The 25,794-nt window shown below is 68.2% G+C and carries 14 protein-coding genes; 8 read left to right on the top strand and 6 right to left on the bottom strand.

All coding sequences use genetic code 11. The features are described 5' to 3' along the window. Positions 1 to 621 precede the first annotated feature (621 nt). Positions 622 to 990, top strand: a complete 369-nt coding sequence (locus tag ACWETB_RS23135; RefSeq protein WP_452213898.1) for an esterase/lipase family protein — start codon at positions 622 to 624, stop codon at positions 988 to 990. A gap of 54 nt (positions 991 to 1,044) precedes the next feature. Continuing rightward, complete coding sequence (locus ACWETB_RS23130; RefSeq protein ID WP_452213896.1) at positions 1,045 to 1,656, top strand: lipase family alpha/beta hydrolase; 612 nt, start codon at positions 1,045 to 1,047, stop codon at positions 1,654 to 1,656. A 146-nt stretch (positions 1,657 to 1,802) separates the two neighbouring features. Here the strand turns inward: ACWETB_RS23130 and ACWETB_RS23125 are convergent, their stop codons facing one another. The 6 genes from ACWETB_RS23125 to rplN form a co-directional block, all read right to left on the bottom strand. After that, a complete protein-coding gene (locus ACWETB_RS23125; RefSeq protein ID WP_348805522.1) occupies positions 1,803 to 3,902 on the bottom strand; it encodes a protein kinase domain-containing protein in 2,100 nt (699 codons plus the stop codon). Between the two features lie 40 nt (positions 3,903 to 3,942). Then, positions 3,943 to 6,120 carry a protein kinase domain-containing protein gene (locus ACWETB_RS23120; protein ID WP_452213894.1) on the bottom strand — a complete coding sequence of 726 codons (2,178 nt, stop codon included), beginning with the start codon at positions 6,118 to 6,120 and terminating at the stop codon, positions 3,943 to 3,945. Positions 6,121 to 6,511: 391 nt separating this feature from the next. Then, positions 6,512 to 6,697 carry a type Z 30S ribosomal protein S14 gene (locus ACWETB_RS23115; RefSeq protein WP_006370432.1) on the bottom strand — a complete coding sequence of 62 codons (186 nt, stop codon included), beginning with the start codon at positions 6,695 to 6,697 and terminating at the stop codon, positions 6,512 to 6,514. Between the two features lies 1 nt (position 6,698). Beyond that, positions 6,699 to 7,277 carry a 50S ribosomal protein L5 gene (gene rplE / locus ACWETB_RS23110; RefSeq protein WP_348805524.1) on the bottom strand — a complete coding sequence of 193 codons (579 nt, stop codon included), beginning with the start codon at positions 7,275 to 7,277 and terminating at the stop codon, positions 6,699 to 6,701. A 2-nt stretch (positions 7,278 to 7,279) separates the two neighbouring features. Continuing rightward, complete coding sequence (gene rplX / locus ACWETB_RS23105) at positions 7,280 to 7,597, bottom strand: 50S ribosomal protein L24 (RefSeq protein WP_348805525.1); 318 nt, start codon at positions 7,595 to 7,597, stop codon at positions 7,280 to 7,282. Between the two features lies 1 nt (position 7,598). After that, the gene (gene rplN, locus ACWETB_RS23100) at positions 7,599 to 7,967 is read right to left on the bottom strand and encodes a 50S ribosomal protein L14 (protein ID WP_348809172.1); all 369 of its coding nucleotides are present in this window, start codon (positions 7,965 to 7,967) and stop codon (positions 7,599 to 7,601) included. A gap of 369 nt (positions 7,968 to 8,336) precedes the next feature. Between rplN and ACWETB_RS23095 the strand changes: the two genes are divergently transcribed. The 6 genes from ACWETB_RS23095 to ACWETB_RS23070 all read left to right on the top strand — a co-directional run bounded on the left by ACWETB_RS23095 (position 8,337) and on the right by ACWETB_RS23070 (position 25,693). Next, positions 8,337 to 22,139, top strand: a complete 13,803-nt coding sequence (locus tag ACWETB_RS23095) for an amino acid adenylation domain-containing protein (RefSeq protein WP_452213890.1) — start codon at positions 8,337 to 8,339, stop codon at positions 22,137 to 22,139. Further along, the gene (locus tag ACWETB_RS23090; RefSeq protein ID WP_452213888.1) at positions 22,136 to 22,387 is read left to right on the top strand and encodes an MbtH family protein; all 252 of its coding nucleotides are present in this window, start codon (positions 22,136 to 22,138) and stop codon (positions 22,385 to 22,387) included. The genes ACWETB_RS23095 and ACWETB_RS23090 overlap by 4 nt, the downstream gene beginning before the upstream one ends. Further along, positions 22,384 to 23,448, top strand: a complete 1,065-nt coding sequence (locus ACWETB_RS23085) for an ABC transporter ATP-binding protein (RefSeq protein ID WP_452213886.1) — start codon at positions 22,384 to 22,386, stop codon at positions 23,446 to 23,448. The genes ACWETB_RS23090 and ACWETB_RS23085 overlap by 4 nt, the downstream gene beginning before the upstream one ends. Then, entirely contained in the window at positions 23,438 to 24,220 is a 783-nt protein-coding gene (locus ACWETB_RS23080) for an ABC transporter permease (RefSeq protein ID WP_449744154.1), read from the top strand. Before ACWETB_RS23085 ends, ACWETB_RS23080 begins: the two co-directional genes overlap by 11 nt. A gap of 89 nt (positions 24,221 to 24,309) precedes the next feature. Then, positions 24,310 to 24,852, top strand: coding sequence for an ECF RNA polymerase sigma factor SigK (gene sigK / locus ACWETB_RS23075; RefSeq protein ID WP_452213900.1), 543 nt, complete (start codon positions 24,310 to 24,312; stop codon positions 24,850 to 24,852). Beyond that, the gene (locus ACWETB_RS23070; RefSeq protein ID WP_452213884.1) at positions 24,845 to 25,693 is read left to right on the top strand and encodes an anti-sigma factor; all 849 of its coding nucleotides are present in this window, start codon (positions 24,845 to 24,847) and stop codon (positions 25,691 to 25,693) included. The genes sigK and ACWETB_RS23070 overlap by 8 nt, the downstream gene beginning before the upstream one ends. The last annotated feature ends 101 nt before the right edge of the window (positions 25,694 to 25,794 follow it).

Here is a 25,794-nt window from a genome sequence, read left to right as displayed (position 1 = left end):
GTCCCACCCAACGAGTACGAACACACCCACTACGCTGGCCTCAACCCCGAGGATCAGCCCACCATCGAGGCGGCACGAAACCGGGGGTGATTCACCACCCACGCCCTGCAACACTTCACCTTCCACCGCACCGACGGCACCGAAATACTCACCGCCCCACCACAACACACACCCAACGGCTGGCAACCCGCACCCATCCCCCACGACGCCGTGGTACCCATCAACCCCGGAAAACTCGACCTCGGCTACACCACCGAAGTCCTCTACACCATCTGGGACCACCGCCACCGAGAACAACGCACCACCGAACTCGCCCACGCCGCCTAGCCGACAAACCCCAGCGTTCCGCGGAACGCTGAAGACTGCCGGCAACCGACCCGCGGCCGGTACTCAAAGCCCGGTCGCGCGTGACCGATCAACCGGTGAATCGGAGGTTCGTTGCACTCGCAGGGACGTGATAACTTACGTCGACATCTGCGATGCACAGCACTGGCTCGCCTGCATCGTGAAGCACATCACCACGAGGGAGTGGCGATGCCGTCACGTACGCAGACGTCACCGCGGACGATTACCGGACCGCGCCGACACTGGACGCGCCGAGTTCTATCCGGTATCGGGGCCGTGGCCACCGGCGTTTGCCTCACTCTCACACTGGCGGGTCCGGCGACCGCAACGACCCAACAGGATCTGCTCAACGCCATCGACGACGGGAGCAGGCCCGCTGCGGCCGCGACCGAGACATTTCTTCTCAACGGGGAAAGCAGTTGGCGCACGCCGACCGGTTCTGGTCCCGAGCAGACCTCATTTTTGCCCGCCTTCGCCTACGGCCTGACCAACCCCGATGTGGCGCCGCCCGGTTCGAACGATTGGTCATGCAAGCCCAAGGCCGGTCAGGAACCCGTCGTGCTCGTGCATGGCACCTGGGAGAATGCCGTCAACAACTGGGCGATGATCTCGCCGGCACTCAAGCGCGCAGGATTCTGCGTGTAAGCACTCAACTACGGTATTCAGCCGCTGACGCAGGGCGGCGGCCTCGGAGCGGTGGTGCCCGGCGTCTACGCCACCGGCGACATCGTGAAATCCGGGAAACAAATCGGCATCTTCGTCGACAAGGTTCTGGCGTCCTCCGGCGCCACCAAGGTCAATATGGTCGGTCATTCCCAAGGCGGCATCTCCCTGCGCCAGTACATCCGATTCAACGGCGGCGAGAACAAGGTCGCCAACGTCGTCACCCTCGGTGCCACGAACAACGGCACCACCCTCGACGGCATCGCCACCCTGGGCCGGACCATCAACAATCTGGGTATCGACGTCTTGGGACCGATCACTTTGGGCGTGGGTGTGGCGGGTATTCAGCAGGTGTACGACTCACCGTTCATCAACAACCTGAACAGCGGCGGCGTCTACGCCATCGGCGACATCAAGTACACCATCGTGGGTACGCGCTACGACGAGGTGACCACCCCGTACACCTCGACGTTCTTTCCACCCGGGACAAAGAACACCCGCAACATCACGTTGCAGGACGGGTGCCCGCAGGACACGTCCGATCACCTCGCGCTGAGCTATTCACCGCGCGCGACGTCAATCGTGCTGCGCGCATTTGGCGCGAATGTCCCGCTGGTGTGTACACCCAACCTGTGGCTGGTGGGGTAGCCGCACAATTCCAGCGACACGGCGCGGCAGTGAATGTCGACGACGGCGAGACCTGTTGGCACGCAGCCCAACGCAGTGGCGTCTCAAGGCGCTGAGCAGACCCGCCCAGCGTTCCGCGGAACGCTGAACGTGAACGCGACAGGCGCTCAGATGCCGTTGACCCGAACCGGAGTCGCGCGGATGTCCGTACCACCGTCGCCGAGTTGACCCTTGCTGCCGTCTCCCCAGCAGTACACGCCGCCATTGGCGACGGCGCACGCGTGCAGCGTGCCGACGGCGACCGCACTTGCGTCCGAGATCCCGGAGGGAGCCGCGGTCAGTTCGCCGTCGGCGAGTGTCGTCGAACCGCTGCCCAGCTGGCCCGAGTTGCCATCGCCCCAACACCGCAGTCCGTTCGAAGCGATTGCGCAGGAGGAGTATCCGCCGGATGCAAGGACCGTCACGCCGGTGAGTCCGAACTCAGGCTTGGCCAGCGGGTTGGACCAATCGGCCCCGATCACGTACGGACCCTGCCATCGTCCCCAGCACTCCAGAGGCCCCGACTGCGAACCGGCGCAGAAGCCGTTGTGGACACTGCCCAGTTCCGATACATCGCCGAGCCCGGCCACCGGAACGGGCTGCAGCCGATTTACTGTCGTACCGTCACCGACGTTGCCTTCCTTGTTGTAGCCCCAACACGACACCCGGTCGCCCACGAGAGCGCACGTCGTCGCATACGCCAACGCAACGCTGCGTACTCCAGTCAGACCCGGCACCTTCGTCGGAGTGCCGCGGCTGGTGGTGGAGCCGTCGCCGAGTTGCCCGGCTTTGTTCTCTCCCCAGCAGTACAGTTCACCGTCGGCGACAGCGCAGATGCCGTCATTCTGCATCGACACCGCGGTCACCCCGGCCAGCCCGTCCACCTTGGTGGGGATGGATGTATGCGGCCGATTGTCTTCTGAGCCAGACATTTCCGCGCTGACGTCGACACCCCAACAGAACAGGTTCCCCTCGGACACCGCGCACACGCTGTCGTTGATCGCCGAGATCACCGACACCTTCGATATCCCGGCGACCTGCACCGGTGTCGGCGACGTCGTCCTCGCAGCAGTACCCAGGACGCCGCCTTCGCTGGCTCCCCAGCAGTACACATCTCCGTCGCGCACCGCACAGCTGAACGACGTCCCGGCAGCCACCTGTGACACACCGTTCTGCACGGCAGCCGCAACCGGTCCCGGACCGGACGACGAGTCGCGGTTCTGCACCACCGCAATCACCGCGCCGACAAGCACGGCGACCAAGGCCACCGCGCCCACTGCCACCGCCAGTCGTGTGATGCGACGACGAGGCCGACCGGGCACCGGGTGCGACGGTCCGATCTGGGTCGGGTCATAGTGGTGGGCCACGTGCGGGAAAGCGGGTGTGGGTCGGGTCGCGCCGGCGTGGTGCGCCACCGACATCGCCTGTGCGAGTGCAGCAACGAATTCACGGCAGGACGCATACCGCTGTGTCGGGATCTTCGCCAGTGCACGTTGAAAGACCGGATCGAGCACAGCGAGATCCGGACGTAGCGCACTCACCGAGGGTGTCGCGTGGAAGTGGCCCATCATCACCATCGACGGGCTGTCGCCCGGGAACGGTACGCTGCCGGTCATCAAGAGGAATAGCGTGCAGGCGAGACTGTATTGGTCCGATGCCGGGGACGCCTCGACGCCGTCGAGTACCTCGGGTGCCGAGTACGAGATCGTCCCGATGAATGCTCCGGTTCCGGTCATCCCGGTGGCGGCGGACAGCTTCGCGACGCCGAAATCGAGGACGGTGACGCGCTCGAGTTCGCCACGTGTTCCACGGCCCACCTGAATGTTCGCCGGCTTGATGTCGCGGTGCACGACGCCACGGGAGTGGGCGTAGTCGAGAGCATCGGCAACCCGCATCGCCACGTCGACGACCTCTCGGTCCGGCAGCCGAACACCGGACAAGTCCGACCCGGCGAGGTATTCCATCGAGAACCACGGTGCGTCGTCCTCCACCCCGTACCGGTACAGCCGGATGATCGACGGATGATCCAGTGCCGCAGTGGTTTGCGCCTCGCGGGCGAAGCGCGCCGCGAACTGCGGGTCCGCACTGACCGCACTCCCGATCACCTTGAGGGCTTCTTGCCGCCGGAGTTGCGGATTCTCGACGAGGTAGACCTCACCCATGCCACCGCGACCCAACCGCCGAATCACCTGATAGCCCGCGAAGTTCGAGCCGGGAGTCAATGACATGAAGATGTCCTCCTCAATAGGAAGTCGACGGTCCGTGCGCTCACGGGAAGACCACTTGGGTGGGCGCACTCCGGCTGGCGCCTCGGGTTCCATCCCCCAGTTCGCCGTAATCGTTGTCGCCCCAACAGCTGACGCCATCGGCCACGCCCACACACACCGTTTCGTTGCCGACACTCACGTCCGAGAGGGCGGTCAACCCAGGGACTGCGGTCGGCACCAGCCGATCGGTGAAGGTTCCATCGCCGATCTGGCCCTTGTCATTGGAGCCCCAACACGACACCTGGCCACCGCTAACCGCGCAGGTGTTGGCGTATCCGGCGCTGACCGCGGCAACATCGGTCAGGTTCAGCACTGACCGAGGCGAGTTGGTGCCTGCCGCAGTGCCACCGTCGCCCAGTTGCCCGTTGTCGCCGTCTCCCCAGCACCACAGGCGATCGCCGTCGGTCGCGCAGGCATGCCACGTCCCCACCGAGACCTGGGTGATACCGCTCAGGCCGGACACACGCGCGGGACTCGGTGAATCCCCGGAGTGGCCGACGCCCAATTGTCCGTATTCGTTATCACCCCAGCAGAAGAGCGACCCACCGGCCACGGCGCACGTGCTCCCCCATCCGGCCGAGATCGCATCGACGCTCTCGAGCCCGCGAACCTCCGACACGGGCGCGACGTCGGCGGTGCTGCCGTCCCCGAGTTGACCATTCTTGTTCTCACCCCAGCAGTAGGCCTGCCCGTCGACGAGTGCGCACGCATGCCATTTTCCCACCGTTAGTCCAGTGGCCTCGCCGAGCAGCGGCACCTGAACCGGCGTGCGGCGGTCGGGGCCACCACCATCGCCCATCGCGCCGTCTTCCCCGCCGCCCCAACAGAAGACCTTTCCACCCGCCAACGCGCAGCTGAAGGACCAACCCACGCCGACCGCGGTCACATCGGTCAGTCCGGCCACCCGGACTGGCTTGGTGCGCGCAATGGTCGTCCCGTCGCCGACCTCTCCTTTGTCATTTCCACCCCAGCAGAATGCGGAACCGTCCCGGACCGAGCAGGTGTGCTGCTGCGCGGTGGCGACGGTGCCGAGTCTGATCGGCACGACCTGCGCAGCGGCACGTTCGGTGCCATCTCCAGGTTGGTCCGTTCCGGTACTCCTGTTCAGAACGACGGCCGTGCCGACGACGACGATGAGGAGGGCGAACACGACGGCTCCGACGACGATGAGTCGCCGTCGCACTCCCTGCTTGTGACGGCCGACGGGATCGACCGAGCTAAAGGCCGCTCGAGTGGTCGTCGCGCGTACGGCCTCGGGTGGGTATCCGGTCGGTGATGTACCGGCGATCGTGGCCGTCCCGGGCGGACGACTACCCGGAGTTGGTGGTCGGACCGTCGACTGCGTCGGCCGCCCGGGTGCAGCACCGGCCAGCGCTGGATCGACGAGAGCGCGGGCGAAGCTCCGACAGTCCGGGAACCGCAGGCCGGGATCCTTGGACAGGGCACGGGCGAAGACCGGATCGAGCGCACGCAGGGCCGGACGGCGAGTGCCGATCGGCGGAGCGGGTCGCGACAGGTGGGCAACCATCAGCACCGACGGGACGCGGGCCTCGAAAGGTGGTGTTCCCGTGAGTAGTTCGTAGGCGGTGCACGCCAGGCTGTACTGGTCTGAGGCCGGCAGCAGCCCGCGGCCGTCGATGACCTCGGGCGCGGAGTAGGTGAGCGTGCCGATGAAGGCACCGGTACTGGTCAATCCGGTCTCGGTGGTGAGTTTGGCGATGCCGAAGTCGAGGACCGTGACCCGGTCCACCCGGCCGTCGGCGCCACGGCCGAGATGGATGTTGGCCGGCTTGACGTCGCGGTGAATCACGTTGTGGCGGTGCGCATGGTCGAGCGCGTCGGCCACGCGGGCGATCACGCCCAGCGTCTCGTCGATGGTGGGGCGGTCCTCGGTGAGGTCGTGACCGTTCAGGACCGGCATGGTGAACCAGGGCAGTCCGTCCTCGATGCCGTGGTGATTCACCGCCACGATGCCCGGATGACTCAGTGCCCCGGCGACTCGCGCCTCCCGGGTGAAACGCTGCTGGAACTGGTGGTCATCGTCGGCGATGGAGATGATCTTGAGCGCCTCAGGCCGATCGAGTGCGAGGTTGGTGACCAGGTACACCGCACCCATCCCGCCTTGCCCGAGCAGACGCTCGATCCGATATCCGGCGAATGTCGAACCGGGACTCAGCATGTCGGACGTCCTTCGGCGTGGTACACGGCTGGGTTCCGTCGTGTCAGGACGCCGCGGTAGCGATCGATGAGAGTTTGAATTGTATGGTCCGGCGCCGCCCATGGCCTGGACCCGCGACGGTCATCGCCGAACATTCCTCCGGACGAGGGACACTCGAGCGATCAGCACGGGTGACCACCGATGCCGCCTCTACCAATCGAGACGAAACTTCCTCCCCCACCCTCGGGTTCCTCCCCCAGCACTTTCCCGAGAACGAAATGACAAGTGGGGGAAGAACATTCCTCCCCCACTTCCAGCAGCTCCCGAGAGCACGCAAGACCCCGCCTCCACGTGGGAGACGGGGTCTTGGGTTCAGTTGTGCTGTGCTGCCGGTGAGATCACCGGCAGGAAGTCACCAGCTCGACTTCTGCACGCCCGGCAGCTCGCCGGCGTGTGCCATCTCGCGCAGGCACACGCGGCACAGGCCGAACTTGCGGTACACCGAGTGCGGGCGACCGCACTTGTTGCAGCGGGTGTAGGCGCGCACGGCGAACTTCGGCTTCTTGTTGGCCTTGTTGATCAGAGCCTTCTTGGCCATCTCAGTTGTCCTTCGCGTTGTTGTCCTTGAACGGGAAGCCCAGGTGGCGCAGCAGCGCGCGGCCTTCCTCGTCGTTGGTGGCCGAGGTGACGACGGTGATGTCCATGCCGCGCGGCCGGTCGATGTTGTCGATGTTGATCTCGTGGAACATCGACTGCTCGTTGAGACCGAAGGTGTAGTTGCCGTTGCCGTCGAACTGGCGGTCGCTCAGACCACGGAAGTCGCGGATACGGGGAAGTGCGATCGACACGAGACGGTCGAGGAACTCCCACATGCGGTCGCCGCGCAGCGTGACGCGCGCGCCGATCGGCATGCCCTCACGCAGCTTGAACTGCGCGATGGACTTACGAGCACGACGGATCTCCGGCTTCTGGCCGGTGATCAGGGCGAGGTCGGCGACCGCGCCGTTGATCAGCTTGGCGTCGCGGGCGGCGTCACCGACACCCATGTTGACGACGACCTTGACCACGCCCGGGATCTGCATCACGTTGGCGTAGTCGAACTCGCTGTTCAGTGCGTCCTTGATCTCGGCGCGGTAGCGCTGCTTGAGCCGAGGCTGGACCTTCTCAGTTGTGGTCATGATCAGATGTCCTTCCCGGTCTTGCGCGAGATCCGGACCTTCTTGCCGGTTTCCTCGTCGACGCGGTATCCGACGCGGGTCGGGTTGCCGTCGGAGTCCACGACCATCACGTTGGACACGTGGATGGGGGCCTCCTGGGTCACGATGCCGCCGGACGATGCGCCACGCTCGCCGGCCGAGGCCGCGGTGTGCTTCTTGATGCGATTGACGCCCTCGACCAGAACACGCTCGTCCTTCGGGAAGGCCTGGATGACCTTGCCCTTGGCGCCCTTGTCCTTACCCGAGATGACGATCACGGTGTCACCCTTGTGCACCTTCATGTCAGATCACCTCCGGTGCCAGCGACACGATTTTCATGAACTTCTTCTCACGCAGCTCGCGGCCGACCGGGCCGAAGATGCGGGTTCCACGGGGATCGCTCTCACCCTTGAGGATGACGGCAGCGTTCTCGTCGAAACGGATGTAGCTTCCGTCCTGGCGACGGCGCTCCTTGGTGGTGCGCACGATGACGGCCTTGACGACCTCACCCTTTTTGACGTTGCCGCCGGGGATGGCGTCCTTGACGGTGGCGACGATGACGTCACCGATGCCGGCGTAGCGCCGCGACGAACCGCCGAGCACACGGATGCACAAGATCTCCTTGGCACCGGTGTTGTCGGCGACCCGCAGGCGAGACTCCTGCTGAATCACTCGATTCTCTCCTTGACCTGGATGGTTATGTCCGCCGGATTTCCGACCCGACGCACACGGTCTGTCACCACCGGACACACGCCTGCCTGGGCTTTTCCGCTTGCGCGGGACCTCCCAGTGGGTTCGTGAGCCGATTCGCGGCACATGCGTGCTGCGGGCAACCCGTCAAGTGTAGGTGAAACCGCAGGTGGGAACCAAATCCGTGCCTGCGACAAAACTTTTTCGCCGTCTCACCCATCTGCGTCCATCCCCCGGACGAAGCACCGCGCGAGTCACCACCGGGCACGGCTGCAGCACGTCGGCCGATCCCGGGCCCGTCCACCAGAGACTCCCGTCCACAGACTCCCGTCCACGTCAGGAGGCTCCCCTGTGAGTATCGACGACTTGATCACCGACACGATCGAGACTGCCGAGACCATCCCGATGACCGCGGCGCAGCGCGGCATCTACTACGCACAGCAGCTCGATCCCGACGTCCCCATGTCGGTTGCCGCATATGCCGAGTTCCACGATGCGGTCGACGGCGAAGTAATGCGCCGCGCGGTCGCCGCGACGGCCGCCGAGACCGAGTCGGGTCTGCTGACCCTCGTCGATACCGAGGACGGCGAGCCGCTGGTGCGCGTCGATCGTGATCGCGTGATCCCGCTCGGGCGGCGTGACTTCTCGTCCGACCCCGATCCGCGGGCGGCGGCCCTGGCCTGGATCGACGACCATCGCTCCCGGTCGACCGATCTCATGGCCGACTCGCTACTGGAGACCTATCTGCTGACGCTCGGGCCGCAGCATCACATCTGGTACTGCTGGGGCCACCACCTGGCGTTCGACGGCTACGCCGCGATGTACATGATGCTGCGCGTCGCCGCGCACTACACCGCACTGTCCGACGATGTTACGGTCGCCCCGGCGACCACCGCCTCGATGTCGCAGGTCGCCGAGATCGATCGCACCTGGCGCGAATCCGACCGATACGCTGCGGCCCGCGAGCACTGGGCCGCCGTCCTGCACGACCCGTCCGGCGAGCCGGCCGAGATCACCTCCCTGACCTCCCATACCGCGGCCGCGGCGCGAGTGGCCACCGTCCATCCGGCAGAGCTGACCGAGCCCCTCGTTGCTGCGATCAGGTCTGCCGGCACGGCCCACGGAGTGCGTCCCGCCTCCGTCATCAGCGCCGCGGCCGCTCTCTACCTCGCTCTGCTCAACAACCGCGACGAGGCGATGTTCTCGCTGCCGGTCGCCTGCCGCGACACCGACATCCTGCGCACCTCGGCGGGACTGACCTCCAATGTGGTGCCGATCCGGGTATCGCTGCACGGCAACGGCGGACCCCGTTCGGTGGCGGAGTTGATGGGCGCCACCAACACCGAGATCAAGCACGCCCTGCGGCATCAGCGGTTCCGCCACGAGGAGATCACCGGCGATGTCCTGGGCAACACCGGCGGCCGACGCGGTTTCTTCGGCCCGATGGTCAACGTGATGCTGTTCTTCGAGCACATCGACTTCGGTTCCCTGCGTGGCGAATTGAACGTCCTGTCGACCGGACCGGTCGAGGACGCCTCGATCAACGTTTACGACGGCTTCACCGGCGGCATGCGCCTGGATCTCGAGGCGAACCCGAACCTGTACTCCAAGGCCGAGATCGCCACGCATCATCGGCGATTCATCGACTTTCTCGAGCGTTTCGTGCGCGCCGATCCGCAATGCCCGGTCACCGCCATCGCGCTGCCGGGCGTCGACGAACGCTCCGCGATCACCGCGGCGTCGACGGGTGAGTATCTCGATCTCGGCGAGCAGACCGTCCTCGACCTCGTCGACGACGCCGCCGCGCGGTTCCCCGACCACCCGGCGCTCATCGATGCGACGACCGGCACCACCCTGACCTACGCGCAGTTCACCGAGCGTGCCGACGCCGCGGCCGCCGGCCTCGCCGCCCATGGAATCGGACCGGAATCGGTTGTCGCGGTGGCCCTTGCGCGCGGAATCGACCAACTCGTCGCGCTGCACGCCACCATCCGGGCCGGGGCGGCGTTCCTGCCGGTCAATCCCGACGAACCAGCCGAGCGACTCGCCCACATCCTCGACACCGCGCGGCCGACCACGGCCATCGTCGGGAACGCGGCACCACTTCGGTCCGTCGGCGATCTGTCCACCACAACCCTCGACGACCTCACCACGACCGCACCCGCGGCGGTGACCCGTCCCCGCCCCGATCAGCCGGCCTATGTCCTGTTCACCTCCGGTTCCACCGGAAAGCCCAAGGGTGTCATCGTCTCTCATCGCGCGCTGGTCAACCGCTTGCGCTGGACGCAACACTCCTACCCGCTGGGCGCCGACGACCGGGTGCTGCAGAAGACACCGGCCACCTTCGACGTGTCGGTCTGGGAGTTCTTCTGGCCGTTGATCACCGGCGCCACCCTGGTGCTGCCGACCCCCGACGGCCATCGCGATCCGTGGTATCTGCAGCAGGTCATCGACGATGCACAGATCACCACGACGCACTTCGTTCCGTCGATGCTCGCGGCATTCGCCGAGGCCCTCGGTTCGGCCGGCAATGAGAGGACCGACGACGAGAGCCTGTCGAGCCTGCGCCGGATCATCACCAGTGGCGAAGCGCTCACCCCTGCGACCGTCGCGGCCACCGCCCGCCTGTCCGGCGCGCCGATCCACAACCTCTACGGCCCTACCGAGGCCGCCATCGACGTCACCCACCACGACTTCTGTTCACCCGACGCCGATATCATCCCCATCGGCACACCGGTGTGGAACACCACCGTCGCGGTCCTCGATCGGCGCCTGAACCCGCAACCGGCGGGGGCGATCGGCGAGCTGTACCTCGGCGGTGTGCAACTCGCCCGCGGGTACGCGGCCCGCCCGGATCTGACCGCGTCGCGGTTCGTCGCCGGCCCGGACGGCGCACGCCTGTACCGCACCGGTGATCTGGTGCGGCGCCGCGCCGACGGATCGCTGGAGTACCTCGGACGCAGCGACTCCCAGATCAAGATCCGGGGCCAGCGCGTCGAACTCGGTGAGATCGAGGCGGCGCTCGCCCGGATCGACGGGGTCACCTCGTCCGGTGCCGTGCTCCGCGACGACGTCGTCGACGGTGAACCGTCGATCGTCGGATACGTCAGTGGCAGTACCGAACTGCAGGATCAGGACCTGCGGTCGATGCTGCGCGACCGGCTGCCCGACCACATGATCCCGACGGCGATCGTCGTGCTGGACACGTTGCCGGTGAGCGCCAACGGCAAACTCGATCGTCGCGCACTCCCCGCACCGGAGATCACCACCGACGCACTCACCGCACGGTTCGTCGCCCCCACCGGGCCGGCCGAGCAGCTGGTCGCCGACACCGTCGCCGCCGTACTCGGCCGCGACTCGGTGTCCATGTCGCACAACTTCTTCGACCTGGGCGGTAACTCGCTGTCGGCCACCCGCGTATCGGCACGGCTGTCCCGTACCACCGGTCATCGCATCGGCATTCGTGACATCTTCGACGCCGGCGACCTCGCCGCGATCGCCGCCCACGTCGCCGAGGCCGGAGGCGCTCGCCGCGACGAGGACACGCAGGACGCGGAAACGCAGAACCAGGGCCCGGTGCCGCTGTCCCCCGCCCAGCATCGCCTGTGGTTGGCCAGCAAGCTGGCCTCCGGTGCCACCGCGAGCTACCACATCCCGTTCACCGTCCGCCTCGTCGGCGATCTCGACGTGCCCGCCCTGCACGCCGCGCTGGGCGACGTGATCGCCCGGCACGAACCGTTGCACAGCACCGTCCGCGAGGAGGCCGGTACGGCCTACATCGAGGTGCGTGATCCGGCCGAGGTCGCCACACCCCTGTCGGTCGCCGACGTCGCCGAGGAGAGCTCCGACGTCGAGTTCGCCGGGCTGCCTTTCGATCTGGAGAACGAGATCCCGATCCGGGCCCGCCTGCTGCGGATCGCCGACGGTGATCACCGGCTCACCGTGGTGGTCCACCACATCGCCGCCGACGGATGGTCACTGGGCCCGCTGGCCGACGACCTGGCCACCGCCTACCGCAGCCGCTGCGCCGGGAACGCGCCACACTGGACACCCCTGCCGGTGACCTACTCCCAGATCAGCGCCGCCCGCCACGCCGCCCTGGACTCCGCGGACGGTGCCGCCGATCTGCGCTTCTGGACCGACGCCCTCGACGGCGCGCCGGCCGAGACCGAACTCCCCGTCGATCGACCCCGCCCCCGGTCGGCCACCCTGCGTGGCACGACGACGACCGCCACCCTTCCGGCGGCCACCCATGCGGCTCTGTGCCGTGTCGCCGACGACGGTGGCGCGAGCGTGTTCATGACGCTGCACGCGATCGTCGCGACCCTGCTGCGCACCGTGTCCACCCAATCCGACCTGATCGTCGGCACTCCCGTGTCGGGTCGTGGCGACGCCGACGTGGACGGTCTGATCGGCATGTTCGTCAACACCCTCCCGTTGCGCACCACCGTCGACAAGCACATGACCTTCGACTCGCTGCTCACCGCCGTCCGCGAGGTCGACCTCGACGCCTTCGACCACGCCGCCCTGCCGTTCGACCGGATGGTGTCGGAGTGCAACCCGGCCCGCACGACCGGCGTCCATCCGTTCTTCGCGGTGTCGATCGCACTCGAGGATCCGATGGTCGGCGCCCGCGACACCGGTGGAGCGGTCGATCTGGACTTCGCCGGCCTGTCGGCGACCGCATCGCGCGTCGACACCGGACTGGCCAAGTTCGACCTCGCGTTCACCTTCACCGAACATCGGGACGCCGCCGGCGCACCGGCCGGCATCTCTGCCGAACTCGGTTATGCCACCGACCTTTTCGACGATTCGACGGCACAGTTGCTGCTCTCGCGGTTGCGTCGCATCACCGATGCCGTGATCGACGCACCGGCCACCCCGATCGGCGACATCATGGTGCTCGATCCCACCGAACGCCTGGGACTGGTCCCGGCGGTCGGCGACGCCGCCCGCCCGGTCGAACACCTCACCACCCTGCTGGCCGACGCGGTGCGCGCCGAACCGGATCGGATCGCGGTCAGCGACGCCGACACCGCGCTGACCTACCGCGAGCTCGATCAGCGCGCCAATGCGCTGGCCCGGGAACTGCTGCAGCGCGGCGCCGGACCGGAACGCTTTGTCGCAGTAGCACTGTCGCGCGGCGTCAACTGGATCACCGCGGTGTGGGCGGTCGCCCGCACCGGTGCTGCGTGGGTGCCCGTCGATCCCTCGTATCCCGCGGCGCGGATCTCCTTCATGCTCACCGACTCTGATGCGATCCTGCTGGTCACCGATGCGGCCGCACGGCCCGCCGTCGCCGAGCCGGCCGGGACCCGGCCGATCCTCACCGTCGACGACACGCGCGAGACCGCGGCATCCGCGACCGGTCCGGTGGGCGATCACGAACTCACTGCACCCCTGTCGGTGGATCAGCCCGCCTACCTGATCTACACCTCCGGAACCACCGGCACGCCCAAGGGCGTCGTGGTCAACCACCGTGGGCTCGCCGACTTTGCCGCACACCAGGTCTCACACTTCGGGCTCAGTCCGCAGGCGCGGACCCTGCACCTGGCCTCCCCGAGCTTCGACGCGTCGGTGCTCGAGATGGTGATGGCCATCTCGGCGGCCGCCACCATGCACATCGCACCTCCCGGCACCGTCGGTGGACGTGAGCTGGCCGAGCTGATGAACGAGCGCGGTATCACCCACGCCTTCCTCACGCCGTCGCTGCTCACCACGATGTCACCCGACGACGTCCCCGGCCTGCGCGCCCTGGTGATCGGCGGCGAACATCCCAACCCTGAAGCGGTACAGGACTGGTCGCGCGGACCGGCGCTGTTCAACGCCTACGGTCCCACCGAGACCACGGTGGTCGCCACCGTCTCGGCGGAGATCATGCCGAACACGCCGCTGACCATCGGACGGCCGATCCGCGGCATCGAGGCCATGGTGCTCGACGAGCGGCTGTGCCCGGTCGCGCCGGGAACCGTCGGTGAGCTCTACATCGCCGGCGATCACCTCGCCCGCGGCTATCACGGCATCCGGCCCCTCACCTCGAAGCGGTTCATCGCCAACCCGTACGGATCGCCCGGCGACCGGATGTATCGCACCGGAGACCTCGTGCGCTGGACCGGCGATCACGAACTCGAATTCCGGGGGCGCGCCGACTCGCAGGCCAAGGTCCGCGGACATCGCATCGAACTCGGCGAGATCGACGCCGCGCTGAGCGCCGACCCCGCGGTCACCGCCGCGGTGACCGTGGTCGACGGGGAGAACGAACACGCCCGTCTCACCTCCCACGTGACCCTCGCCGACGACGTCACCGACACCTCGGCAACCCTGCGGACGCTGCGCACACAACTGTCCGACCAGCTGCCGTCGCATATGGTTCCCGCCAACATCGTTGCGGTGAGCCGGATCCCGATGACACCGATGGGCAAGATCGATCGCCGCGCACTCACCGATCCGGCGGCGATCGAGCACCTCACGCTGGGTACCGCCGGCGCCGACGCCACCGGCCAACCGCCGACCACCGACACCGAACGTGCCGTCGCCGACCTGATCGCCGATCGACTGGGTCTCGACCCGGCCACCGTCGGACGGGACTCCGACTTCTTCGACCTCGGCGGCAACTCGTTGCTCGCCACCCAGATCGTGGGCACGCTTGAACACCTCGGGAGACGGCGCATCGACGTCCGCGACGTCTTCGACCATCCCACCGTCACCGGGCTCGCCCGCCTGGCCGGTGACGATGGCAGCACCATCGACAGCAGCACCACCGACGCGGCCATCGACACCGACGACGTTCCGCTGACCATTCCGGTCGGACTCGACACCCCGGTGGTCCCGGGTCCCGCACAGCAGCAACTGTGGTTCCTCAACCGGCTGGCCGCCGACGCCGCCGACGCCTCGGACAACCCGGCGTCGTACTCGATCGCATTCGCACTCGATCTCGTCGGCCCGCTGGATGTGGCCTCGCTAGAGGGTGCGGTGCGCTGGGCGGTGGATCGGCACGAACCGCTGCGCACCATCTACCCCGAGAACGACGGACGACCCGAGATGGTCGTGGTGTCGGTGGACGAGGCGGCACCTGCGCTGACGCCGGAACCCGTGGAGGCGCCCCGCTGGCACCACGAGGCCACCGAACTGGCGCGCCGGCCGTTCGATCTGACCCGCCAGAGCCCGTTCCGCACTGCACTGCACCGGATCTCAGGAGATCCCGACCATCACAAACTCACCGTCGTGGTGCATCACATCGCCGCCGACGGTTGGTCCATGGCGCCTCTCGCGAAGGACATCGCGAGCGCCTACGGGCGTCTGCGCGACGGTCGATCACCGTCGCCGGCGCCCCTGCCGGTCAGCTACCGCGACCATCTGCGGTGGCAGGCCGAGCGTCTCGGCGTCGATGCGGGCGTGGCACTCTCCGCGCACCGCATCGACGACCGGGACAGCCGACTGGCGCAACTGTCGGACTGGTGGCGCGACACCCTCGCCGACCTCGACCACACGCCGACCCTCCGTCCCGATGTCATCCGGTCCGATGCCGCCGAGGCGAACGCCGGCGACTCCACCGGCGCCGTCCTCCGGGTGCCGTTCGACCGCACCCTGCGGAGCCGCCTGCAGCGACTGGGCGACGGTCACATCACCGAATTCACGGTGCTGCACGCGCTTCTGGCCGCCACCCTGCACCGGCATGACGCCCGGACCGAGGTCCACCTCGACGGCGCGGTCTCCGACATCGTCATCGGCACCCCGGTCTCCGGACGCAATGATCCGCGGCTGGCCGCGACGGTCGGCATGTTCGTCAACTCCGTGGTGCTGCGCACCCCGGTCGACGGCCGGTCCGGATTCCGCGAACTGCTCAACGACGTCCGCACCCGCGACCTCGCGGCACTCGCCCACTCCGACATGCCCTTCGAACATCTGGTGGGGTTGCTCAATCCGCCCCGCAGCGCCCGTCATCCGCTGTTCTCCATCGCGTTGGCCGCCGATGCCACCGCATCCGACGGCGTCGCCGCACTGCCGGCGCCCACCCTCGACGGGATCACGGTTACCCCACAGGCCCTCGACACCTCCTCGGCGCGTTTCGATCTGGAGATCCGGGCGCGCGGCGACGAACTCGAGATCACCTATGCGACGGCCGTGTTCGGCGCCGACCGGGTTCGGGCGTTCGCCGAGAACCTGGTGACGATGGCACGGGCGAGCCTCGACGATGCCGATCGGGCCATCGACGACATCGACCTCGTCAGCGGCCGTGACGACACCACCCGCGACGATGCGATCACCGTCGCACCCACCCCCCGTCATCTCGCCGACCTGCTCGACGAGTCCGCTGCCGCCCACCCCGATCAGGTCGCGGTGATCGACGGGGAACGCGCACTCACCTACCGCGAGTTGGCATCTCGCGCCCAGATCTGGGCGGGTCACCTGGCCGACCTCGGTATCGGCGAGGAGGATGTGGTCGCGGTGGCCCTGCCGCGTTCCCTCGAATCGGTACTGGCCACCTGGGCCATCACCCTCGCCGGTGCCGTCGTCCTGCCCATCGACGTCCGCCATCCGGCGGACCGGATCGCGCACATGCTCGCCGACTCCGGCGCGCTGGCCGGCATCACCGCCGGTGATCGCATCCCGGCCCTCCCGCACCTCGTGTGGTGGGTCGACACCGACGCACTGAACTCGTGGCCGGTCGACTCCATCACCGTGCCACCTCGCGACCGACGCCACCCGGACTCGCTGGCGTATGTCATCTACACCTCCGGGTCCACCGGAGAACCCAAGGGCGTCAGTGTGTCCCACGCCGGTATCGCCGCCTTTGCCGATGCGCAGCGCCGGCGTCACGGCGTGCGCCCGGGGCATCGCACCCTGCACTTCGCCTCCCCGGCCTTCGACGCCTCGATGCTGGAGTTCCTGCTCGCATTCACCACCGGCGCGACGATGGTGATCACCCCCACCGACATCGTGGGTGGGGACGAACTCGTCGAGTTCATCGCGGCCACCGAGGTCACCCACGCCTTCGTCACGCCCGCCGCCCTGGCCACCGCCGAGTACCGGGAGTTGCCGGCGCTGGACACGCTCGCGGTCGGCGGCGAAACCGTTCCGGCCGAACTGGTGTCGCGGTGGTCGGCCGATCTCCGGTTGCTCAACTGCTACGGCCCGACGGAGACCACCATCGTCGCCACCATGTCGCAGCCGCTGTTGGTCGACGACGAGATCACCATCGGCGCACCGATTCCCGGATGTCGTGCGCTCGTGCTCGACCACCGTCTGCGCCCGGTACCCGATCACGTGCCCGGCGAGTTGTATCTCGCCTCGCCCGGCGTCGCCCGCGGCTATCTGTCTCGGCCCGCTCTGACCGCTTCTCGTTTCGTCGCGGCCCCCGGTGCGGTCGGTGGCGTCATGTACCGGACCGGTGACGTGGTACACCGCCGAGCGGACGGCGCGCTGATCTTCCACGGGCGCGGCGACAATCAGGTCAAGGTGCGGGGTTTCCGCATCGAACTCGACGAGGTGTCCGCCGCGCTCGGCGCCCACCCGGAGGTCGACTTCGCCGCCGCCGCCGTCTCCGGCACCGGAGCGCAGGCCACCGTCGTCGGCTACGTCCGGCTACGCGGCGAGAATGCGCCCACCGCCGAACAACTCCGCGGATTCGTGAGTCGTCGGCTGCCCACGCCGATGGTGCCGTCGGCGGTCGTCATGCTCGACGACGTCCCGCTGACACCGAACGGGAAACTCGACCGCACCGCGCTTCCCACCGCGGCGCAGGCCGTGATCGAAGAGGACGGCACCGCGGAGACAACTGCGCAACCGCCGCAGGCCCGCACGGCCACCGAACTGGTGGCCACCACCCTGGCCGGGGTTCTCGACATCGCAGCGTCGAGCGTCACCGACGACGCCGACTTCTTCGACCTCGGTGGCACATCGCTGCAGGCGACCACCGTGATCAGCCGCCTCAACCGGGCGCACAGCGGAACCCCGCTGCGCGTGCGTGACCTCTTCGACCATCCGACGGTGGCCGACCTGGCCGCCCTCGTCGGCCCGGTGGCGGGTGCCTCCGAGGTCATCGACGGCACCGTGGTCCCCGGGTCCGAGGATCGGCAGGTGACCACCGTAGTACGGCCGCAACAGGTTCCGGCGGCACCGGTACAGCGTGGGCTGTGGACGCTGGCCCGCTCCCAGCCCGAGTCGGCGGAGTATCTGATCCCCCTGGCCATCCGCCTCGACGGCGATCTCGATGTGGCGATCCTGCGCGGTTGCCTCATCGACCTCCTCACCCGGCATGTCACCCTGCGGACCGTGTTTCCCGCGGTGGCCGGACGGCCGATCGGTGTGGTCCTCGACGACGCCGCGCAGGTGATCGGCGATCTGCGACCCGAGTACGTCGACGACCTGGCGGCCGCAACGCTCGAACGGGCGACCACGCCACTGGATCCCACCGCGACCGCGCCGATCCGGGCACACCTGCTCACCACCGCCGGCACCGACACCGACGCCGACGACCCCGCCGAACAGGTGCTGCTGTTGGTGATGCATCACATCGCCGTCGACGGTGCGTCACTGCCGATTATCGCCGCCGACCTGGCACGGGCCTACACCGAACGCCTGTCCGGACGCACCGAGTCGTGGCCGCAGGCCGCGTCGGACTACCGCGACTACGCGCTGCGCGCCGCCACCGTCGCCGACACCGAAGTGTCGTATTGGACCGCGCGACTGGCGGATTCGCCACCGGAGACCACCGTGACCCCGACGGTCACGCCGGGCTCCGACGACACCACCGGAGTTGGGACCGGCGATTCCGGTGACGTCCGCATCGCGATCGACGACGTGCTGCGCGGCAACATCGTCGACTGGGCACGGCACCACGACACGACACCGTTCACCGTGCTGCACACGGCACTGGCGATCCTGTTGCATCGACTCGGCGCCGGTGACGACCTCGTGATCGGCACGCCGGTCGCCAACCGCGCCGGACCGGCCGACGGCGGACCATCGCTGGACTGCGAGCCGATGGTCGGCATGTTCGTCAACACCCTCGCGCTGCGCACCGAATTCGGCGCGGCCGAGACCGTCACCGATGTCCTCGCGCGGACCCGCAACGACGACCTCGATGCGCTCGATCACAGCGGCGGACCCTTCGGTGATGTCGTCGATGCCCTCAACCCGCAGCGCACCACCGGCCGTCATCCCCTGTTCCAGGTGGCATTGTCGGTCCACGACTTCGGCGAGGGACTCGCCGGGGCGCGGATTCCGTTGTCGGAGAGCCTGACCGCGTCGGTGATGGATATCGGTGTGGCGGCGGCGAAATTCGACCTGCAGTTCACCGCGACCGGACTGCGTCGGGCCCGCACCGAGGACCCCGCACACGCGCCGGCGTCACTGGAGGTCACCTTCGACCCGTCCCGGTACCGGGCCGCCGACGCCGAGACCCTCGCGATCCGCCTGCTGCGGGTCGTCCGGGCGATGATCACCGACCCGGATCGCCCGGTCGGCGACATCCGGATCACCGATCCGCTCGAGGTCGCCGAGGTCAGCCCGCAGCGCGGGCCGGACGCCCAGTCCCCGATGACCCTCGGGGAGTTGTTCGACGACGCCGTGCGCCGCAACCCCGAAGGCCTCGCCGCCCTCGCCGAAACCCCGGACGGAGAGACCGATTTCGTCACCTACGCCACCCTCGACGCCCGGGCCAACCGGCTCGCGCGGGTGCTCCTCGGCAGGGGCATCGGGGATCGGGACACCGGTCACGACGACAGCGGTCATCAGGATGCCGAACCGGTGGTCGCGATGGCGATCCCCCGCTCCATCGATGCGCTGGTGGCCATCTGGGCGATCGTGCGGTCCGGGGCGGCCTATGTGCCGATCGATCCCACCTATCCGGCCGACCGGATCGCGCACATGCTCGCCGATTCCGGAGCGCAACTGGTCGTGACGACCACCGCGGTCGCCGATCGACTCGACACCGCGGTGCCCACGGTGATCCTCGACGCTCCCTCGACACGGTCGCGGCTCGGCCACTCCTCACCGCGTGCGATCAGCGACACCGAACGTATCCCGGTGCGCCGCAACGACGCCCTCGCCTACGTCATCTACACCTCCGGCTCCACCGGACTCCCCAAGGGAGTTCTGGTACCGCACTCGGGCCTGCGTGCCGTGCACGACGAGCTGCGCACACAGATGAGTCCCGACATCAGCTCTCGCGTCCTGCATTTCGCGTCGCCGAGCTTCGATGCGTCGGTGCTGGAGTTCCTGCTGGCCGCCGCCGGGGCGTCGGCGCTGGCGATCGTGCCGCCCGATGTCTTCGGTGGGACCGCGCTGTCCAACTTCATCTCCCGCCATCGGGTCACCCACGCGTTCATCACCCCCGCGGCGGTCGCGAGTATGGATCCCGCCGCGGTTCCGAGGCTGACGCAGTTGGCGATCGGCGGCGAGGCCTACGGAACGGAACTGGTCCGGCAGTGGGCGCCGGGACGCACACTGCGTAACGTCTACGGCCCCACCGAGACCACGATCATCACCACCGGCAGCCAACCCCTGGACGCGGCAACCGATCTGACCATCGGCACACCCAACAATGGCGTGGGTGCGTTGGTTCTCGACGCGCGGTTGCATCCGGTCCCGGCGGGCGTCACCGGGGAGCTCTATCTCCTCGGCGATCAGGTGACGCGCGGGTATCACCGCCGGCCGGGCCTGACGTCCGGCCGATTCGTCGCCGCACCGATGGTCACCGGGCCGCAGAGCGCGGGTGCCCGGATGTATCGCACCGGCGATCTGGTGCGACGGGACGACACCGGACGCCTCCGGTACGTCGCACGTGCCGACAACCAGGTACAGGTGCGTGGGTTCCGCATCGAGCTCGGCGAGATCGACGACGCCCTCAGCGAGTGCGCCGCAGTCGATTTCGCGGTGACGACGGTGCGCGACGACGGCCATGGCGCCACCCTCGCGGCGTATGTGAAGCCGGCGCCGAACGCGGTGATCGACACCGACCGCCTCATCGGGCACGTCGCCCGGCGCCTGCCCCGGCACATGATCCCGGCCGGCATCACCGTCCTCGACGAGATCCCGCTGACCCCGGTGGGCAAACTCGATCGGTCCGCGCTGCCCGACCCGAGTCGGGGCGCGCGCTCCGGCCGCGCCCCGCGGGCGGGCACCGAGGCCGTGATCGCCGCGGTCTTCGCCGGTGTCCTGGGCATGAGCTCCGAGGAGGTGCACGCCGACGACGGCTTCTTCGATCTCGGCGGAAACTCGTTGTCGGCCACCGAGGTCGCCGCGACACTGTCCACCCGGACCGGCTCGGACCTACGCGTCAACGACCTGTTCGCCAATCCGACCCCGGCCGGACTGGCCGCCCTGATCGACGGGGCGACCGATGACACCGATCCGACGGCGTCACCGGCCGGAGCGCTGGACACGGTGCTGCCCCTGCGGCGCACGCCGCACCCCACCGGTGGGGCCCCGCTGTTCGTCGTGCACCCGGCGATCGGGCTGTCCTGGAGTTTCGGTTCGCTACTACCGCATGTGCCCGCCGATCGCGAGGTCATCGGCCTGCAGCATCCCGGACTGTCGGGTGGGCCGGCACCGGAGGGACTTGTCGATCTCGCTGCCCACTACGTCGAGCAGATCCGACGCATCCAGCCCCACGGCCCCTATCACCTGCTCGGCTGGTCGCTCGGCGGCCTGATCGCGCAGGAGATGGCGGTGGCACTGACCGACGCCGGAGAATCGGTGGGCCAGTTGATGATCCTCGACTCGTTCGTCGTCGCCGAGCGCCCCGACCTGGACACCACCCCCGACATCGGTGCGCTGATGGCCGAGTTCGGGATCACCGTTCCCGGCGACCACACCGACCCGACGCCGCGGCAGGCGTGGGAAACCCTGAGGGCAACGGGCGGCCCGTTGGCCTCGCTGGACTTCGACGAGTTCAGCCGGGTGCACGAGACATTCGTGTCGGCTTCCCGGCTCGCCGAGGACTGGCATCCCCGTCCGTATGACGGCGACGCGGTGTTCGTGACCGCGACACGCGACGCACCACCCGGACCGTCGGCGCTGCACGGCTGGCGCGAGACCCTGCGGGGGCCGGTCACCGAGATTTCTCTGGACTGCACCCACGCACGAATGTTGCTCGGCGAGAACGTCACCGGGTTCACCCCCGCGATCCGCGAGAAAGGACGACCATGACCAATCCCTTCGATGACACCACCGGCACCTTCGCGGTGCTGGTCAATGACGAGAACCAGCATTCGCTCTGGCCCGACTTCGCGCCCGTACCCCGCGGCTGGCGGCAGGTGTTCGGGCCCGCAGGCCACGACGAATGCCTGGACTATGTCGAACACAACTGGCGCGACATGCGCCCGGCAAGCCTGATCGCCGCCATGGAGGCGGCCGAGACCCAGCGAAAGGACCCCACGTGGGACGCCACCGAATGACCGCATCCGAGATCGCGGCCACCGCCGCAGCTGCGGCCGCCGATTCGACTACCAATGCCCTCGAACTGCGGTGCGTGACAAAGACATTCGGCTCCGGATCGTTCGGTTCCCGGCAGTCGGTGCGCGCACTGGACGGTCTCGACCTGCAGGTCGGGTCCGGGACCGTGCACGCCCTGCTCGGACCCAACGGGGCGGGCAAGACCACGACGGTGCGCGCCGTGGCGACGTTGATGCGTCCCGACGAGGGCAGCGTCACGGTGTGCGGGATCGACGCGCTCGCCGACCCCGACGCCGTGCGTGCCGTGATCGGGGTGTCCGGCCAGTACGCCGCCGTCGATCCCACCCTGACCGGCTTCGAGAATCTCCGGCTCGTGGCGCAACTCTATGGTCATCCGCGCCGGGAGGCGCGTGACCGCGCCCGGGCCATGATCGAGCAACTGGACCTGTCGGCCGCCGCCGACCGCCCGATGCGCACCTACTCCGGCGGCATGCGCCGGCGCCTCGATCTGGCCGGCGCACTGATCAACGACCCGCAACTGATCATCCTCGACGAACCGACCACCGGCCTCGATCCTCGTGGCCGGCGCCAGATCTGGGAGGTGATCGCCGAGCAGGTGGCCACCGGCACCACGGTGCTGCTGACCACGCAGTACCTCGAGGAGGCCGACGAACTCGCCGACGAGATCACCGTGATCGACCACGGCCGGATCTGCGCGCAGGGTTCGGCGTCCGAACTCAAGGAGACCGCGGCGAGTGCGATCCTCACCGTCGAGGTGGCGCCGCGACACGTGCGCGGCGCGGCCGGCGCCACCGAGATCGACGGCACCACCGAGGTCATCGCGACCACCCTGGCCGAGATCGGTTTGGGTATGCCCGAACGCGTCGACGAGACACACTGGTCGGTTCCGGTGGCCGACGGTACGCGCAGCGCCGTGTCCGCGGTCCAGGTGTGCAACGAGGTCGGAGTCGAGATCGTCGACGCCGTCGTGGCCACCCCCACCCTCGACGACGTGTTCCTCCGCCTCACCGCCGATCGAAAGGAGCTCAGCAATGTTCGCTGACACCGCTGTCCTGGTCGAGCGAAACCTGCTCACCGTCAAGCGAATCCCCACTCTGCTGCTCAGTGCCACCGTGCAGCCGCTGATGTTCGTGGTGCTGTTCGCCTACGTCTTCGGCGCCACCCTCGGCGGTGCGCCCTACCGCGAGTTCCTGATGGCCGGTATCTTCGCCCAGACCGTGGTGTTCAACGCCGCGTTCACCACCGTCGGCCTCGCCGGTGACATGTCCGGCGGCATCGTCGACCGGCTGCGCTCGCTGCCGATGTCGCGGATCGGTGTGATCGCCGCGCGGGTGGGCTCGGACATGCTGTTGGGAACGCTCGGTGTCGCCGTGATGGTCGCGAGTGGGCTGGCCATCGGCTGGCGGATCCGCGGCAGCGTCGGCGACGCGGTGATCGCGTTCGCGGTGATCGCACTGTTTGCCTTGGCGATGGCCTGGGTGGGCGCGGTCAGCGGCCTGGCTGCCCCCAATGTGGAAGTGGCACAGAGCATCGGATTCCTGTGGATGTTCCCGGTGACCTTCCTCTCCAGCGCCTTCATCTCCGCGCAGAGCCTGCCGGGCCCACTGCGGACGATAGCCGAGTGGAATCCGGTGACCGCGGTGGCCACCATGGCCCGCGACAAGTTCGGCAACACCGCACCGCCGGACTTCCCGCCGCCCACCGGCTGGGTCGCCGATCACGCGATGGCGTATTCGATCGGTGCGAGCGCGGTGATCCTCGCTATCTGCGTGCCGGTGTCGCTGCTGCTGTATCGACGGTCGACGAGTCGATGACGCCCGCCCGAACGGTTTCGGGAGCGCCTCCGCCTCGACGTGGTTACGGTGGTGCGGTGACCCCGAATGCCGAGGACGCCGAATTGTCGATGCGAGATCTGCTCGCCGCGACGGCCTCCGGTGATCGGGATGCCTTCACCCGCCTCTACGACCTCACCAATCCGCGGATCTACGGGCTGGTGTTACGGGTCATCCGCGACGCCAACTACGCCGAGGAGGTGGTGCAGGAGGCGTATCTGCAGTACTGGCAGCAGGCCCCCACCTACCGGCCCGACCGCGGCTCGGTGATCACCTGGATGATGACGATCGCGCACCGCCGGGCCATCGACCGGGTCCGCTCCGAGGAACTGCAACGCCGGCGCAGCACCGAGGCCGGGGTCGCGCAGGCGACGGTGTCCGCCCCACTGCCACTCGAGGTCGTCGTCGACCGCGAGGAAACCCGCACGCTGCGCACCTGCCTCGACGACCTCACCGCCCTGCAGCGCTCCAGCATCGAGATGTCGTATTTCAACGGGATGACCTATCCCGAGGTGGCGAGAGAGACCGACACCCCGTTGCCCACCATCAAATCGCGGATCCGTGACGGACTGCGACGACTGCGCGATTGCGTACGAGGACATGGCCATGGCTGACACCGACTGGCTCGACGACCACGTCGAACTCTTCGCCATCTCGGCGTTGCGTCCCGACGAGAACGCGCGGTTCGACACCGAGTACGCCGGCCTGACACCGCTCGAGCGCACCATCTACGACGGCCGGATCACCGAAATCCACACCACCATGGCCGATTTCGCGGGCAGCTACGCCCTGGCCGCACCACCGGAGCTGCGTGCGGCGGTGCTGGCCCACGTCTTCGACGACGATAGCGGCTCCGCTACCGACGCAGATACCGAATCCGATGCCGATGCCGGCTCCGCGTCCGCACCCCAACGCCCGGATACGGCCGAGACGACCGGGATGAGGGAGCCGACCGTGGTGAGCGACCTCGACGCGCGTCGGGCCCGGCGGCGCCGGATCGCCGTGGGTCTGTCCGCCGCGGCCGTCGCCGTCGTCGTCGCCCTGGGCGCCGGGGTGCTGATCGGGCGGCAACTCGCGCCGACGCCGGCTCCCGAGGTGAGCGCCGATCAGGATGTCCTCGACGTGCTGCAGGCACCCGACGCGACGCTGACCGTCACCCGGCTCTCCGGTGACAACGGATCGATGTCGGTGGTGGCCTCGCGTAGCCGTAACCAGGCGGTGGCCGTCCTGCGGGACCGGAGCACGCCGCTGCCCGACGACCGGACCTATCAGCTGTGGCTGGTCGGCGGGCAGAACGCGGCGCCGGTGTCGGCCGGGCTGGTGCCGGGTACGGGTTCGGCGGCTCCCGCGCTCATCGACCGGATCGACACCGCCGACGTGGTGGCGGTGACGATCGAACCCCGCGGCGGGTCCGCGGCGCCGAGCCCACCGATCCTGGCTCAGGTGCAGCTCTGAGGTCGGCGGGGGGGGGCGCGCGGGGGCCGCTCGGAAGCACCAAAACAAGAACTCCAGTGAACCCAACTGAAATTAGCGCTCCGCTAGGAAAAAAACAACTT

This window comes from Gordonia sp. NPDC003950, from assembly GCF_053605205.1.
The sequence above is the reverse complement of the archived record's forward strand: the minus strand, read 5'-3'. Positions and strand labels throughout refer to the sequence as shown.

Coding starts and splice junctions, on each gene's coding strand:
- ACWETB_RS23120 (WP_452213894.1), bottom strand. CDS start 6,120: ATGCTGAGTCCCGGTTCGACATTCGCCGGATATCGGATCGAGCGTCTG.
- ACWETB_RS23115 (WP_006370432.1), bottom strand. CDS start 6,697: ATGGCCAAGAAGGCTCTGATCAACAAGGCCAACAAGAAGCCGAAGTTC.
- rplX (WP_348805525.1), bottom strand. CDS start 7,597: ATGAAGGTGCACAAGGGTGACACCGTGATCGTCATCTCGGGTAAGGAC.
- ACWETB_RS23085 (WP_452213886.1), top strand. CDS start 22,384: ATGACCGCATCCGAGATCGCGGCCACCGCCGCAGCTGCGGCCGCCGAT.
- ACWETB_RS23090 (WP_452213888.1), top strand. CDS start 22,136: ATGACCAATCCCTTCGATGACACCACCGGCACCTTCGCGGTGCTGGTC.
- ACWETB_RS23070 (WP_452213884.1), top strand. CDS start 24,845: ATGGCTGACACCGACTGGCTCGACGACCACGTCGAACTCTTCGCCATC.
- ACWETB_RS23080 (WP_449744154.1), top strand. CDS start 23,438: ATGTTCGCTGACACCGCTGTCCTGGTCGAGCGAAACCTGCTCACCGTC.
- ACWETB_RS23125 (WP_348805522.1), bottom strand. CDS start 3,902: ATGTCATTGACTCCCGGCTCGAACTTCGCGGGCTATCAGGTGATTCGG.
- rplE (WP_348805524.1), bottom strand. CDS start 7,277: ATGACCACAACTGAGAAGGTCCAGCCTCGGCTCAAGCAGCGCTACCGC.
- sigK (WP_452213900.1), top strand. CDS start 24,310: ATGCGAGATCTGCTCGCCGCGACGGCCTCCGGTGATCGGGATGCCTTC.